Below are 14,190 nucleotides of genomic sequence, written 5' to 3'. Positions count from 1 at the left end.
CTACCCGGCCTTGGGCCTTCACCCTTGATCGTGGACACCGGTTGTTATGCGGCGGTGGTCAGCGTAGTTGATCGCTGTTCGTAGTTGATCGGGCTCTGCTGACCGAGGGCTGAGTGCCGTCGCCAGGTGTTGTAGCGGGTGACCCAGCGGAAGACCGCAAGGCGGGCGGCGCGAGCTCCGGGCCAGCGTTTCGCGCCCTTGAGAGTCTCCCTTTTCATGCTGGCGTTGAACGACTCCGCGGCGGCGTTGTCCGCGCTGGTGCCGACGGCCCCGCGTGATCGGATCACGCCGAGGTCCTTGCAGACCTGGGCGAACTCCTTGGAGGCGTACTGGGCTCCGTTGTCGCTGTGGAAGATCGCTCCGCGCAGGTTCCCTCCCCGCGCGCCGGCGGCGGCCTTGAGGGCGTCGGTGACCAGTTCGGTCCGCATGTGGTCGGCGATCGACCAGCCCACCAGACGCTTGGAGTGCAGGTCCAACACCGTTGCCAGATAAAGAAATTGGCCGTCGCCGACCGGGAGGTAGGTTATGTCGCCGACGTACTTCTTGTTCGGCCCAGAGGCGGTGAAGTCCCGCTGGATCAGGTCCGGCACCGGGATGGCGTCGGCTGCGGGGACCGTGGTGCGGACCTTCTTGCGCAGGTGCAGCCCGACGATGCCGAACTTCCGCATGACGCGTTCCACCCGCTTGTGATTGATCCGCAGCCCGGCGCCCTGGAGCTCGGCGGTGACGCGCGGAGCCCCGTAGGTGCCGTCGGACTCGGTGTGGATCGACGTGATCCGCCCGGCAAGTTCGGCGTCCGCACGCGCCCGCCCGGCCCGCGCATCCAAGCCGGCCAGGTGCCGGTAAAACCCGGAACGGGAGAGCCCCAGGATCCGGCACAGCCGCTTCACGCCGAAGGCGTCATGGTGGTCGGCAACGAACTGGAAACGGCTCACCAGCTGGTCTCGCCCGCAAAATACTTCGCGGCCCTCCGCAGGATCTCGCGTTCCAGCTCGAGCTCCTTCACCTGGGCCCGCAGCCGCTTGTTCTCCTTCTCCAACTCGCTGGCCTCCACCGCGCCGGGCACGGCGGCCTGCTCGGCATCCCGCACCCAGGTGCGGAGCGTCTCGTGGTTCACCCCAAGATCCTTGGCCACCGACGCGTACGTCCGGCCCGGGCTGGAGCGGTACAACGCGACGGCATCGGCCCGGAACTCAGGCGAGTACTTCGACGTCCCCAACGGGAACTCCTGTCCTTCGGATCTTCACGATCCAATGATCAGGGTGTCCACGGTCAAGGGGTAACGCCCGTGAGGCGGTCCGCGAGGACCGGGTGAGGCTGATCAACCGCTGTGTGACGTGCTGGTGGCCATCTGCCCCGCCCTGGAGCGCGCCGTCGGCTACTCCGTGGTCAAAGGCCTGGTCGTCATGCTGACCGAGTATCAGACCCCGGCCGTCTCGCACCGGACCGGCGTGAAGCGGGCTGGCGACCTGGCTGGAGCGGCGCAAGGGCCGGGGGGCTGGCGACGTCGCAGCCAAGATGTGCATGGACGAATCAGTCCTCCGCTCGGTCCGGGAATCCGCTTGCCACAGATCATGGAAAAGTGAGCAGTATTAAGGGCAAACCATCCAATTGGGCCAGGGCGGACAGCGGCAGGGCGGCGACACCCCTGGTGATGAGGGCATCGGCGTACGTCGGCGGCGGCGATGCGGACCTCACTCACCCCCACCCGGTCGCCGGCGCCCGTCGGGTTGTTCGTCAGAGGCGGCCACTCGTGGAACCGCCACATGAACAGGTGGAAGATCGCGGCCCTGATGACCGCTCCCCAGGACCAGTGTCATCAGATGGATCCACAGATCGGTGGTCCGTCCGGATAGTGCGGCAGGCCCGAATTGGCGGGCGGCATCCAGAACCCGCCGGACCCCGCCCCGAGGATCCCGACCACCAGCCACGCCGGCTCGACGTCCTCAGTGGGGCCGACGCCCGTGTGCCCTACGAGGCGTACCGCGGCGGCGAGGTCCTCCACGTCGGCATCGAAGGGTCCACGTCGCCGGACGTCGTAGACGTCGGCGTGACCGAGCACGTCAAGCGGCTCGGTGAGTACTTCACGCACGGGCTCGGTATCAGCCGGAGGCGTACGAGCCGCAGCCGGAGGTGGAGTTCACGTAACTGTGTGCCGAGAACTTGACCAACGAGGGCTTCACCCAAGTGGCTTGGCAGGGTGGTGGGAGGGCTGTGGCGCGTTCATTGGGTAGTGCTGTCTCCCGTCCTTCTTGGCCTGCGGTAGACGGTGTTGGTGCGGCGACAAGAGGGCCCGGTCGCGTTCACGAGTTCGTAGGCGCTGGTGCTGTTCAACATCTGGCGGCTGCGGTGCCGCCAGGGGAAAGGCTGCGGATCGGCACCGAGATGAGCGGGAGTTGAGGTGTGCGCTCTCCTGTGAGCCGACTCGGCCGTAAGGCGCAGGACACGCGGATGGCGTCGGTCGCTATCGTCGGCACATCCGCGTGATCTGCTCCGGCCCGCGTGTGGAGAAACCGCGTGCCCACGCCGCGCACGTCCTCTTCCTGCGTGTCGGCCAAGATCGCGGCATTCGGTCACGTGGCCCAATATGTCCGGTAAGAATGTTTTGAGGGGTGGGGAGCCATTATGGGAACCATGGAAACCAAATCAGTTTCTCAAGTTTCCGAGCGTGACGGGCGGCGTGCCGACATGATCGTGGAGGCGGCCGGTCGGCTGTTCTTCGCGTCGGGTTTCGCGCGGGTGAGTATGGACGATCTCGCTCGTGAACTCGGGATGAGCAAGAAGACGATCTACCGTCATTTCCCCGACAAGCGCAGTCTGCTGGCCGCGGTGCTGGATCGGACGTTCGCTGCGGTGGAGCGCACACTGGTGGCGGCGGCCGAGGACGCGGAAGGCCAGCCGTTCGGTGTGCGGGTCCAGCGGTTTCTGATCGCGGCGGGCAGTGAGCTAGGGCGGATCGGCGCGGCCCAGCTCGCGTCGGGGCGGGGCGATGTGATGCTGCGCGATTACGTGGAGCAGCGTGTGGACGCGGTGGTCTACCGGCGGCTCGACGAACTGTTCCGGGACGGACACCGGCAGGGACTGCTGTCAGCGCCGCCCGAGCTGCTGAGTGAGATCACCCGCGGCGCGTTGGAGCGGCTGCTCACCTCGCAGTTGCCGCACGAACTCGACTCGACCGCGGCGGATCTGTTGCGGGCGACCGTCGACACCGTGCTCTACGGGGCGATCCGCCCGGCACGCACCGGCATCGGCGATGGACAACCCCGGGTGGTCATGCCGGCGGCCCGCAATGACGAGCAGGAGGTGGGCTCATGACCGGGACAGCCGGCAGGGTGGCATTGGTGACAGGGGCCAGCAGTGGAATCGGTGCGGCCACCGCGCGCCTGCTGGCCGCGCGGGGAATGCGCGTGGTGGTCAACTACCTCAGCAGTAGCAAGGCGGCCGAGGAGGTCGTCGCCGGTATCGAGGCCGAGGGCGGCGAGGCCATGGCCGTACAGGCCGATGTGCGCGAGGTGGCCGCGGTCGAGAACATGGTCGGGCAGGTGCGGGCGGCCTGGGGCGGCGTTGGCGTGCTGGTGCACAACGCGTTGATCCCGTATGCGGTCAAGTCGTTCCAGGACATGACGTGGGAGGAGCTGGGCGGCAAGCTCGACGCCGAGATGCATGCGGCGTTCGCCGTCACGAAAGCGGTCCTGCCCGCCATGACCGAACAGGGCTGGGGACGCATCATCTTCATCAGTACCGGCCTCAGCCGTCGGCCGCGGGAGAACATGATCGCGCTGGGCACGTCCAAGGCGGCGCTGGAGCAGTTCGGCCGGTATCTCGCCCAGGAACTGGGCCCGCAGGGCATCACGGTCAACATCGTCGCGGCCGGCCCGGTGGAGGACACCCGGATGGCCCGCATGACGGATGTGTTCGACGATGCACACAAGCGGCGGCAGGTGGCCGCCACCCCCCTGGGCCGCCTGGCGCACCCCGCCGACGTCGCCCAAGCGGTCGCCTTCTACGCGGGCGAGGACAACGCCTTCATGACCGGTACCACGGCCGCGGTCAACGGCGGAATGTCCATGTACTGACACCCCACTGTCCACCGCGCAGAGGCCATACCGCCCCCGGTTCCGTCGGCGGCCGGACCCGTGGCACGCGCGGGCGCACTGCAGCGACACGATCAAGGGAACGTTCATGTACACGATCGATCTCGCCTACGTCGGACGGGGCCTGCACGAGGAACTGGCCGCCTACATCGCCGACCAGGAGGACTACTACGCCCAGGAAGGCGTCCACGTCGCACTGCGCGACGGCTGCACCTGGGACGAGGAGCGGCTGCGCCGCGGCGCCACCATCGGACTCGGCCGGGCCCTGCTGTCCCGACTGACCGACGCCACCCCCTGGGTCGCACTCAACGTCAACACCCACCGCCCGCTGTTCTGGTTCCTCGCCCGCCCCGGCCTGACCTCCCTGGCCGACCTGGCCGGCCGACGGCTGGCGGTACACGCCCCCCACACCGCACCCGGATGCTTCACCCGGATCGTGCTGCGCAAGGCAGGCCTCGACCCGGACCGCGACATCGACACCATCGTCCGCATGCCCGGCGACTACGACATGGACCTGCGCCGACTGCACGACGGCAGCATCGACGCCGCCCTGGTCGGCAGCACCATGGCACCAGAGGCAGTAGCAGCCGAACACGGCTGGCACGTACTCGGCTGGGTCGGCGACCACTTCCAGATCCCCACCGTGGGCCTGGCCGTCGACCCCACCTACACCGACCCCAACGACCCCGCGGTCCAAGCCGTCCTCCGCGCCCACCGGCGCGCCCTACAGGTCATCCACAACGACCCCGACACCACAGTGCGGCACATGCAGACATTCCTCGGCGGACACACCGCGGACGAAATCCGGGCCCACTACGAGGTGTTCATCGCACCGCACTTCACCACTGACGGCCAAGCCGACCTCGCCGTCGGCGACACCGCCATCACCGCGGTCGCCGCCGAACTCGGCGTCCCCGCCACCTTCACCGCAGCCGATTTCTACCGCACCACAACCACCACACCCTAGGAGCCCGGCGACGCCGGCGCTGCTGCAGCGCAGGAAGTACCAGTACTGCGCCCTGTATGCGTATGTACGGCACCACCTGCCCGGAGACCTTCCCAAGCGGGCCCACGACGCGCCGCGAGTCCATGCTCCGCCCCGTTCTGATCCGACGTGCGGGTGGATTGCATGCATGTGTCAGAGCTGGGGCATCGACTCCACCCATTCGGCGCGCCAGGAGGGCGGAGCAAACGGATCCGCGAAGTACTGAGTCTCGTGGACGACCTTGCCGTCGTGGAATTCCATAATGCTAATAGTGGATGCGGGTTTCCCATCATAGTCGATCACATATTCGGTGATCCAAAGATCCCCACTGCCGAGAATCCGGCGGATGGTGAAAGTGAGCTTGGCCGGGTGATGTGAGCGCAGCGCCTGTAGATTGCGGCGGCCGTGGATGCGCTCACCCGACTGGGGATAGTCAGTGATGACGTCGTCGTGATAGATCGCGTGCTCGGCGTCTTGGTCCCCGGCAGCAGACGCTGCCCAGTGCCGGTCCAGCGCCGCTCGAGCCTCCTGATCTCTCATCGCGTTCCCTCCGATCACAGAAGTATCGGACGAGATCCATCGAGGTCACTCCTCATTGTCTCCCCGGACCATGGCCTCGGCCAGCCACAGCGGGCACTCACGCCAGGGTGATCAGTGATCTCCGGGCTGGGGCCACACCCTCTCTACGGGAGTGGCCGGCCGCCGTTGACGGCCATGACTGCTTCAGCGCCGAGGGTGCCGCAATGCGCCCAGCAGGACGAAGTTGTCCCCCAGTGGCATCCCGGCCACGCGCAGGGCGCCACCCAGGACGGGGGAGTGATTGCCGTACCCAACACACCATCATGACGACGAAGCCCTGCGCGAACACCTCGCATTGCGGACCCACAGCGTCGTCGATATCGACGCTGCCCAGCAGCGGTGGTACGGCCAGGCTCAAGAACTCGCCGGAGCAGACACCAGCCTGACACGGTGCCATGCGCCGCATCGTCACGGCGATGCAGCGCACTCCCAGTGCATCGCCGTGTTTCCCTGGGCCGCGAACGTGGCCGAGGGAAACACGGCGGCCCAGATATTTCAGCGCCGTACGTTGACGGTGATGTGCCATCCGGCGTTCCCGAGCCCTACGGCGGTAGCCACCGCACCGGCGACGAGTGGTGAACCTCCGAGTGCCCACATGGCGATCGCGGCGCTGACCCCGCCGGCGCACAGGATCAGCTGGGCCCAGCGTAGGGCGCGACCTCCAGGGCGGGGACGTGCGTTGTTGTTCTCGTCGTTCTCGTGTGGGATACGGTCGATAGACGTCACGTGGTTGCTCCTTGCTCTTGCTGATCGGGGCAGAGCGACCGCCCTGTGACGCGGCTTGGGGAAGCACGGTGATGCTTGGCGGCTGCCGTTGCTTCCTTTCGTCGTCCGGGGCTGGTCAGGTGGCTCACGGCGCAGAAGCTCTTCTGTGGCAATTTCCGGCCGGGAGGGTGAGGTGTCGGATCCGAAGTGGGCCTGGGCGAGGCGGTTCAGAAATCGGTACGGTCGTCCGTTCCTGTGAGTCTCCTTCGTCTAGGGACCGCTGTTGGAAGGCTCAGGCAGAGGTGACTGGTTCCTCTCGGCAGAGGAAGCGGCCTCTTGGGACGGCAGAGCCATCCGTTGATCCGTGGCCACGGGCTGAGGTGGGTGATGAGTCACGGCATGGTCAGGCCGGAGGCCTTCGTGTGGGAACTGCGTCTCCACGGGACCTTCGACGACACCTGCTGCCTTGGCCAGCCTGCGCTGCCGCTGTCCGTTTCTGCGCGATTCCATCGTGTCGTAGTCGTAGACGAGCAGGACGTCCAGATGGAACGGCCGCCGGAGGTAGTGCTTCAGCGCGGTTTCCAGGGCCGCGTGCCATGTGCCGGTCTGCAGGACAAGCGCTGTCTTCTTGTCCGCCACGAACACAGGTACGTCCAACTGGTTCCGTCGCTGCCTGGCTTGCAGCACTGTGGAGGCACGCAGAGCCTGTACCTCCTCGCGGCTGAGGGTGCCGGATCGGTTTTCGAGGAGATCGGCCCACGCCTTGCGTACTCGGTCGTTGAGATCGGGACACTCCAGGCAGGTGGCCACTCCCAGGACGACGTCGGACAGTCTCACCCGAAGCGTGGCCGCGCATCGAAGGCATTCGACCGTCCACGGGGCATCGAAGCTGCGATAACGCTCCAAGGCGTCAAATCCAGCCTTGCGCAGCAGTCTCGTGGCGATTTCCTGAGTAACCTGACCGCCTGGGCCGTCCGCTACTACCGCCTCCAGCAGCTCCACCTCGCGTATGCCGCTTCCCCGGCGCGTGTTGTCGGCGTGCTGCTGTACCCGCAACCAAGCCTCGAACCACGCGGAACGACTACGTGGAGGCAGTCCGCAGCCGACCAGGAACGCCTCCAGACAGGCTGCGGATCCCGGCACCTGCTGGCGCGTAGAGATTCGGTGCGCGGTGCTGCGAGAAAGCTCCATTCCGGCAGTCCGTGCCCTGTTGTGCATCACCCGGTACGACGGTGCTCCGCTTGTCTGCCGCAGTTCTTCCAGAGCGGCGCTGAGATCCGGCAAGTCCCGGATGAGATGAGGCGGCGGCGCCTGCCCTCTGATGCTGCTACCGCGTTGGTGTCCACGGCGCGCATCAAGCCACAGGCGGTCTATCTCGTCGACGTCCAGACTGCACACGTGCGCGAAGGCGCGTACTACCTCGAGTTTGGGCACGACCGTTCCTGAAGCGGCCCGCTGCAGCGTGGCGGCACTGCAATCGCGCGCCCGCTCTGCCAGCGTGGCGTAGGAGATGCCCAGAGATTCCCGCCCCTCGCGCAAGGCCATGGCGAGCTTGCCGACGGGACTCAGCAGGTCAGGAATCGGCTTTTCTGGACGCCCCATCGTGCGACCCCGCTTCAGTGCTGCGGGGCGATCGTGGTGTCGCCCCAGGGCCACGGGAGGACGGCATGACAAGAAGGGCAACTGTGCATGGAGGGCTCCTGGCTGCATCGGGGCCGCGCTGCGTGCGCGGCCATGGTTATGGCTCCAACCGACTGTCGCCCAGCGGCAGTTGGCGCAACCGTGGGCGCACAGCATCCTGCCACTTGAGTTCGCCCCGCCTGCACCTGCTTGACGGATATCGCAGGATCGTCCCGCACAAAAAGGCGTGGGTCTTTTGGCATGGGACGGTTTGCATCAACCCTTGACCAGCCACATTGGAAACCGAGGTCGCGCAACGGTACACAGCAGCCGCCCCTGCGGCCCTGTCTCATTTCATTTCGGCCCTTGCCTGCTTGCAGGCAAGCCAACTCCCCTGACATCATCCAGCACCACTGCCGCTCATCGCGGCGCTCCCCTGACTGCTTGGCTCCAGCCGCAGCTGAACAGGGACTTTAGGCCGGACGTGTTGGCGCGCGAGACGGCCTACGGAAGAGTCGGCCATCGCAATCAGGCCGACTCTTTTCGTATATTCGCACTGTGCTATCGGGTTAGTTGCATTTCTTGACCGGTATATGGCGTCCTTGCCTCGAGCCATGCGAGGTGCAGAACGCCGCCGTTCCCCTCGCTGATGGCATCAGCGGACCGCCCGCCGTATTCACGACACAGCCGCGGCCGGGTGCCCTCATGGTCAGCAGTACGGCTGCTGGTTGGTCAGGGAGGCTGCCACCCGCATCCACACGCCGAACAGCCGGTAGAGATCGGGCAGAGTGCCCTGCGCCTGGACGGTCCGGGTGTCTGCCGAGGTGACCCCTGGAATTCCCAGGAGCGTCGAGGCCACCGAGGCCGACTGCCAGCGGACGGTGAGGGTGGACGGGGCCGAAGGCACCGCAGTTGCCGTTCGTGGTGCGGAGAGAGCGGCGGCGACTGCTTCCTCAATCGCCGTGCGTGCTTCTTCCGTCGGACGCAGATCAGCCGCGAACCGGTCCCGCGCATACTTCACGGGCACCGTGGTGACGGAGGCATCCCAATCCGTCATCTCTGTGCAGGCGCAGTCGTCACCGGTAAGGACCGTCACCGGAACGCCGATGGCGGCCGCGGTGGCGTGAGCCAAGCCGATCTCACCCACAGGTCGGCTGTCGAGCCACATGTCTTCGATCTCGTGGCCCATGAAGCTGTGGCTCAGCACACCGAGTGCCCCGGCCCGGGAGTGGTAGCCGACGCAGATCACGGCGTCGTGCTCGGGGGCGAGACCTTCCAGCATGAGCATCTGCTTGGGTTTGCCGCGGAGGAGGCGGGCCGCCGGGTGCAGGAGCTCGGGCAGGATGTTGCGCATGGGGCCGTGCGCGTCGTTGACCGTGATGTCGGTGGCGCCGGCTGAGAGGGCGCCGCGGATGGCGGCGTTGACATCCTCCGCCATCATCCGTCGTCCGCGCTCGTAGTCCCGGCCGCCGGGCTGGACATCGTCGGCGTCGACGAGCCCGGTGACGCCTTCCATGTCCGCACTGATGTAGATCCGCACTGCGCTGTCTCCTCAAGGTTGATCGCTTGGGAGACGTCGGCCACTCGTCCTTCGGTTCCTTGACCAGCCGGGACCATCTGGTTTCGGCCTGATCCAGCAGGGGGCGGGGCGTGGGGTGTGAAGAGCCTGGTCCGGACCGTTTCGGTCTGGGCCAGGCTCTTGTTGTGGTTGGGGGTCAGGCGGCGTCGAGGGCTGCGGTGATCCTGCGCATCATGGCGGCCTCGGTGGGTCCGGCTTCGCCGTGGTGGGCGCGGGAGGCGGCGTCCATGACGATGGTGATGGTCTCGCGGAAGTTGTCGACTTCACCGGGTGCCTTGATCTTGAGCAGGGTGATGGAGTCGGTGAGGGCGGTGAAGGTCTGGTCGGCGAGGTCGGCGGTGGACCTGCCGCCGAGCTTCATGCCCTTGGGCTTGTCCGCGAGGATGCGGCCGATGGTTCCGATTGCGGTCGACAGGGCCTTGCCGCCGGCCATGCCGGAGCGGGTGGAGGAGATGGGGCCGGGGTCGGCGGCGGCCATCAGGCCGATGACGCCGTGGGCGGCGGTCTGCAGGGTGAGCTTGTCGTCGGCGGTGAGGGCGGGAGTGGTGTTCTCGGACATGGAGGGTTCTCTTTCGTTTCCGTGGGGGTGAACTGCCGTGGGGCAGCAGCTGGTGGGGCTGAGGGTCAGAGGGCGGGTTCGATCTGGTTGCCGACGGCCTTGCGGGGCAGGGCCAGGCACAGCACCGCGCACAGGACGTAGGCGGCGATGGCCCAGGGCCCTGCGTGGGTGATGGCGCTGGTCAGGCCCTTGTCGGCGTGGGAGAAGAAGACGTTGCCGATGACGGCGACACCGAGGGCTCCGCCGAACTGCTGGGCGGTGGAAAGGATCCCGGAGGCGCCGCCGGCGAGTCGGCCGGGCACGGTGCTGAGGATGGTGTTGACCAGCGGGATGATCAGGAAGATCAGGCCGACGCCGGCCAGGAAGAGGCCCGGGACCAGCGGCCAGGCTCCGGTGTGGAAGGCGGCGGAGTCCTGGGCTGCGCGGCGGACCCAGAACAGGCCGCCCGCCATGACCAGGGCGCCGAGGATCAGCACGATGCGGCCGAGCTTGGCGACAAGGGGGTCGACGGCGGGGGCGGCGAGGATGGAGCCAGCACTGAAGGCGACCATCAGCAGACCGGCCTGGGTGGGGGTGTAGCCCTGGCCGGTCTGCAGCCAGATGGTGAAGACCAGCATGAAGCCGGACATGCCGCCGTAGAACAGGAGCTGAATGAGCAGACCGGCGCTGAAGGCGGGCTTGCTGAACAAGCTGGTGGGCAGCAACGGGTGTTCGATGCCTCGCTTCTGCTCCGAGACGGTCAGTACGGCGATCGCGAGGATGCCGGCGGCCAGGCAGATCCAGCCCCACAGCGGCCAGCCGTTGGAGCGGCCCTGCACCAGCGGCAGCACGATCGCGACCAGACCTGCGGCCAGGACGAGGTTGCCCACGAGGTCGATGCGGCCGGTGAAGGCCCGGTCCTTGGAGGCGGGGATCCACTTGAGGCCCAGGACCAGGACGAGGACGGCCAGGGGGAGGTTGATGGCGAAGATGGTGCGCCAGCCCCAGCCGAACAGGTCCCAGTCAGTCAGTACGCCACCGAGCAGCACGCCGACCGCGGTGGAGATCCCGGCGATCGCTCCGTACAGGGCGAAGGCCTTGCCGCGCTCCTCGCCGTCGAACATGGTCCGGAACGAGGCCAGGATCTGGGGCATCACGATGGCCGCGGCCACGCCTTGGATGTTGCGCGAGGCGACCAGCATGCCTGCCGAGGTGGCCAACGCGCTGGCCAGGCTGGCCAGCGCGAACGCACTGACGCCGGTCATGAACAGCTTCTTGTGGCCGTACCGGTCGCCGAGGTGTCCGGCGATGATCAGTGTGGCGGCGAAGCCCAGCATGTAGGCCGACACGGTCCACTGCAGGTCGGCCGAGGTGGCCTTGAGGCCCGTGCCGATGGAAGGCAGCGCGGTGTTCACGATCGAACCGTCGATCATGTCAAGGAGCGCCGCGAGGATCATCACGAACGCGGCCGCCCATCGCTTGGGGTAGGGCATTGCCCCGCCGGTGGCGGCTATGTCTCCCGTGTCGGTCGTGGTGGACGACATGGTCACTCCCTTACGATTACTGGACTTTCATATATCTTGGATGTCAAGCTAGTAGCACCATGAGGCGGAGGTACCTCGAATGTCAAGCCAAAAGGAGCCGGTCGGGTCAAAACTGGGTAAAGTGGTGCAGACGTACCAGGCTGCCGTCGACGACTTCGACCGGGAGCTGGCACGGCTGATGGGGGTGAACGAGACCGACCTGCGCTGCCTGGAGATCCTCCTGGCCACCGAGGAGATCGCCCCCCGCGAGCTGAGCACCCGGCTCGGCCTGACCACCGGCAGCGTGACCGCCATGCTCGACCGCCTGGAGAAGCTCGGCTACCTCACCCGCACTCCGCACCCCACCGACCGCCGCAAGACTCTCGTCCGCATCACCCCCGACGCCGCGCAGCGCGCCTACGGCCTGATGGCCCCGTTCCTCGAGGACGCCGGTCAGCAGGTCAACGACCGTTACAGTGCCGAACAGCTGGAACTGGTCGCCGATTTCCTGGCCTTCACCGAGGAGATCCAGCAGCAGCACATCCGCCGGCTGCGCGAGCTTCCCTCGCCGCGTCCGGGTCGCACCGGCGGCAAGCAGGCCCCCGGCCCCCGCGGCGCCACCGGCTCCCGGGCATGACCCCGACGCCGGAGTCGAGGAGCAGAGCCTTCCGGCCCGCGTCCTGCCCCGCCTCCGTATCCGGGGTGCAACGCTCACGGTTGACCCGCGCTCGGCGTCGCCTTCCTCGTCGAGGTGGACGGTTGCCAGGTCGCGCAGAGGCCGCGGCTCCTCGCGCGGAGGGGTCGCGGTGAAGCTGTAGCGGTCCAGGCGGATGGGGTTGCCGTGCTTGAGCGGGTTCAGCGAGGCGTCCCGGACCGCTGACACGGTCATGAAACCGCTGGCCCACTCCGAGATCACGCGGTCCCGCGCCGCTCTCCGCTCTCCGTGGAGCCGAAAGGATGTTCCATTTGGGGGAGATGACGGGTTAAGGTCGTGACCTGCGAGATCTTGTACGGAGGTGCCCGGGATGGACAACGACATGCCTGTACGCCGTGGTCGGCCGACGGGCCCCCGCAGCGTCGAAGGGGAACTGACAACACGCCAAGGGGACATTGTCCGGTTCATCACCGACACGGTTCAGCGCCAGGGCTACCCGCCGTCGATGCGGGAGATCGGCCAGGCCGTGCAACTCGCCAGCACGTCCTCGGTCGCCTACCAACTGATGGCCCTGGAACGCAAGGGCGTCCTCTACCGCGACCCGCACCGTCCGCGCGCCTACCGGGTACGGCCTTCCTGGGCACCCGACCTGGGCCGCAACAGCGAGGCACCGGTCGACGTGCCGCTCGTCGGGCGGATCGCCGCCGGCGCGCCGTTGCTCGCGGAGGAGATGGTCGAGGACGTCTACTCCCTGCCCCGCCAGGTCGTGGGCGACGGCGACCTGTTCGCCCTGACAGTCTCCGGCGACAGCATGATCGACGCCGCGATCTGCGACGGTGACATTGTGACCGTCAGGCGGCAGGACAGCGCCGATCACGGCGACATCGTCGCCGCGCTCCTGGAGGACGAGGCCACCGTCAAGGTGCTGCGTCGGCAGGACGGGCGGGTGTGGCTCATGCCCCGCAATCCGGCCTACGAGCCGATCCCCGGCGACCAGGCGCAGATCCTCGGCAAGGTCGTCGGCGTCCTGCGCGTGCTCTGAGAATCAGGCGGGAACCGCGTGCGACATGAGCGCGACACCCGCCAACCATGCTCGCAGCAGCCGAAGGGGGAGCGGCGATGGCGAGCGACGGATACGAGGACCTCTGGATCCGTGGGGCGTGAGGCCCTTGACCTCACGAGCCGCCCGGTTTCCGGGGGTGTTGTCGGCGGCGAGTACGGTCGCCGAGGCGATCTGCGTGGGGGTGCCGGAGAGACCGCTCAGATCGAGCCCGGCAACGCCCGTGCCGTCCATGGCGGGTGCGGTGCCGGCGGTGGCGGTGTCCGCTTCCGCGGTACTGCCGGTCAGTGCGCCGGCAGTGCCGCGGGTCAGCGCGGGCACGGCGGTGAGCGTCGCGGCGACGCGCTGGACACGCGGGTGGGGGATGGGTGACGTCACGGCGGGTATCCAGATCGGCCGGGGGCCCTGTGCGACGGTGCGGGTAAGCGTCCCGCTGTAGGTGGCGCCCCGGGCGAGAGTGGAGGCCACGCCGTCGGCGGTGAGGATGGCGCCTTGAGGGTGGCGCCTTCCTCCACGACGAGGACATCGAGCCGGGTGGCTTCCCCCGTCCCCGGTGGGCGACCGTCCTTCTCCGTCCGCCCGCGCCGCGACGTCGCTCCCGACGGCGTCAGCGCGCGAACCCGCGACCGCATGGTCACGCCGCGCCCCGCGAGGGACTGCTCGATGGGGTGGGTGCTGACTTTGGACATGCGTGACTCCCTTGCTCTCCAAGGCTGTTCATGGGGCGATCGCTTCGAGTGCTGGGCATGGGACTGATGCGGTGAGGATGGAGCCGCAGAAGTACGCATGCACCCCGCTTGCCCGACCTGCTACCGCCGGTTATCCGCAATAGCAGGGAAATCTATTCACGCT

The 14,190-nt window shown here is 67.4% G+C and carries 14 protein-coding genes and 1 pseudogene; 6 read left to right on the top strand and 9 right to left on the bottom strand.

Going from position 1 to position 14,190, the window contains the following annotated elements:
* Positions 1-44: 44 nt before the first annotated feature.
* A protein-coding gene (locus tag OG568_RS01405; RefSeq protein ID WP_266421100.1) for an IS3 family transposase occupies positions 45-1,219 on the bottom strand; the annotation gives its coding sequence in 2 pieces (ribosomal slippage) (positions 45-952 and positions 952-1,219; 1,176 coding nt in all).
* 83 nt (positions 1,220-1,302) lie between these two features.
* On the opposite strand from OG568_RS01405, the pseudogene OG568_RS01400 reads away from it, so the two are divergent.
* A pseudogene (locus OG568_RS01400) lies at positions 1,303-1,518 on the top strand (IS110 family transposase); the annotation flags it as partial.
* 301 nt (positions 1,519-1,819) lie between these two features.
* Here OG568_RS01400 and OG568_RS01395 read toward each other — a convergent pair.
* The gene (locus tag OG568_RS01395) at positions 1,820-2,092 is read right to left on the bottom strand and encodes a hypothetical protein (protein ID WP_329529910.1); all 273 of its coding nucleotides are present in this window, start codon (positions 2,090-2,092) and stop codon (positions 1,820-1,822) included.
* A gap of 533 nt (positions 2,093-2,625) precedes the next feature.
* Between OG568_RS01395 and OG568_RS01390 the strand changes: the two genes are divergently transcribed.
* From OG568_RS01390 to OG568_RS01380, 3 genes are all read left to right on the top strand, one after another.
* On the top strand, positions 2,626-3,315 hold the full coding sequence (locus OG568_RS01390; protein WP_329529909.1) for a TetR/AcrR family transcriptional regulator: 690 nt from the start codon (positions 2,626-2,628) through the stop codon (positions 3,313-3,315).
* The gene (locus OG568_RS01385; protein WP_329529908.1) at positions 3,312-4,076 is read left to right on the top strand and encodes an SDR family NAD(P)-dependent oxidoreductase; all 765 of its coding nucleotides are present in this window, start codon (positions 3,312-3,314) and stop codon (positions 4,074-4,076) included. Before OG568_RS01390 ends, OG568_RS01385 begins: the two co-directional genes overlap by 4 nt.
* A 106-nt stretch (positions 4,077-4,182) precedes the next feature.
* Positions 4,183-5,061, top strand: a complete 879-nt coding sequence (locus tag OG568_RS01380) for an ABC transporter substrate-binding protein (protein WP_329529907.1) — start codon at positions 4,183-4,185, stop codon at positions 5,059-5,061.
* Between the two features lie 171 nt (positions 5,062-5,232).
* Here OG568_RS01380 and OG568_RS01375 read toward each other — a convergent pair whose 3' ends face one another.
* The 6 genes from OG568_RS01375 to OG568_RS01350 all read right to left on the bottom strand — a co-directional run bounded on the left by OG568_RS01375 (position 5,233) and on the right by OG568_RS01350 (position 11,644).
* Positions 5,233-5,619, bottom strand: a complete 387-nt coding sequence (locus OG568_RS01375) for a nuclear transport factor 2 family protein (RefSeq protein WP_329529906.1) — start codon at positions 5,617-5,619, stop codon at positions 5,233-5,235.
* Positions 5,620-6,153: 534 nt separating this feature from the next.
* On the bottom strand, positions 6,154-6,384 hold the full coding sequence (locus OG568_RS01370) for a hypothetical protein (protein ID WP_329529905.1): 231 nt from the start codon (positions 6,382-6,384) through the stop codon (positions 6,154-6,156).
* 249 nt (positions 6,385-6,633) lie between these two features.
* Complete coding sequence (locus OG568_RS01365) at positions 6,634-7,965, bottom strand: helix-turn-helix domain-containing protein (RefSeq protein ID WP_329529904.1); 1,332 nt, start codon at positions 7,963-7,965, stop codon at positions 6,634-6,636.
* 727 nt (positions 7,966-8,692) lie between these two features.
* Positions 8,693-9,523: a M55 family metallopeptidase gene (locus OG568_RS01360; RefSeq protein WP_329529903.1), complete on the bottom strand. Its 831-nt coding sequence runs from the start codon at positions 9,521-9,523 to the stop codon at positions 8,693-8,695.
* Between the two features lie 175 nt (positions 9,524-9,698).
* The gene (locus tag OG568_RS01355; protein ID WP_329529902.1) at positions 9,699-10,121 is read right to left on the bottom strand and encodes a hypothetical protein; all 423 of its coding nucleotides are present in this window, start codon (positions 10,119-10,121) and stop codon (positions 9,699-9,701) included.
* 65 nt (positions 10,122-10,186) lie between these two features.
* Positions 10,187-11,644 (bottom strand): MFS transporter, encoded by a 1,458-nt coding sequence (locus tag OG568_RS01350; RefSeq protein WP_329529901.1) that lies wholly within the window; start codon positions 11,642-11,644, stop codon positions 10,187-10,189.
* A gap of 121 nt (positions 11,645-11,765) precedes the next feature.
* Here OG568_RS01350 and OG568_RS01345 point away from each other — a divergent pair, with 121 nt between their 5' ends.
* A complete protein-coding gene (locus OG568_RS01345) occupies positions 11,766-12,260 on the top strand; it encodes a MarR family winged helix-turn-helix transcriptional regulator (protein ID WP_329529900.1) in 495 nt (164 codons plus the stop codon).
* Between the two features lie 388 nt (positions 12,261-12,648).
* Positions 12,649-13,320 carry a transcriptional repressor LexA gene (lexA, locus tag OG568_RS01340; protein ID WP_329529899.1) on the top strand — a complete coding sequence of 224 codons (672 nt, stop codon included), beginning with the start codon at positions 12,649-12,651 and terminating at the stop codon, positions 13,318-13,320.
* 3 nt (positions 13,321-13,323) lie between these two features.
* Here the strand turns inward: lexA and OG568_RS01335 are convergent, their stop codons facing one another.
* Positions 13,324-13,806 (bottom strand): hypothetical protein, encoded by a 483-nt coding sequence (locus OG568_RS01335; protein ID WP_329529898.1) that lies wholly within the window; start codon positions 13,804-13,806, stop codon positions 13,324-13,326.
* Positions 13,807-14,190: the final 384 nt, after the last annotated feature.

The sequence above is a fragment of the Streptomyces sp. NBC_01450 genome (assembly GCF_036227505.1).
Lineage (GTDB): Bacteria > Actinomycetota > Actinomycetes > Streptomycetales > Streptomycetaceae > Streptomyces.
Note: the sequence above shows the minus strand (reverse complement) of the source record. Positions and strands in the feature narration are given on the sequence as shown.

Bases quoted from the DNA above. Each gene is read 5' to 3' on its own strand.
- OG568_RS01390 (WP_329529909.1), top strand. From the start codon at position 2,626: ATGGGAACCATGGAAACCAAATCAGTTTCTCAAGTTTCCGAGCGTGAC.
- OG568_RS01385 (WP_329529908.1), top strand. From the start codon at position 3,312: ATGACCGGGACAGCCGGCAGGGTGGCATTGGTGACAGGGGCCAGCAGT.
- OG568_RS01380 (WP_329529907.1), top strand. From the start codon at position 4,183: ATGTACACGATCGATCTCGCCTACGTCGGACGGGGCCTGCACGAGGAA.
- OG568_RS01375 (WP_329529906.1), bottom strand. From the start codon at position 5,619: ATGAGAGATCAGGAGGCTCGAGCGGCGCTGGACCGGCACTGGGCAGCG.
- OG568_RS01365 (WP_329529904.1), bottom strand. From the start codon at position 7,965: ATGGGGCGTCCAGAAAAGCCGATTCCTGACCTGCTGAGTCCCGTCGGC.
- OG568_RS01355 (WP_329529902.1), bottom strand. From the start codon at position 10,121: ATGTCCGAGAACACCACTCCCGCCCTCACCGCCGACGACAAGCTCACC.
- OG568_RS01350 (WP_329529901.1), bottom strand. From the start codon at position 11,644: ATGTCGTCCACCACGACCGACACGGGAGACATAGCCGCCACCGGCGGG.
- lexA (WP_329529899.1), top strand. From the start codon at position 12,649: ATGGACAACGACATGCCTGTACGCCGTGGTCGGCCGACGGGCCCCCGC.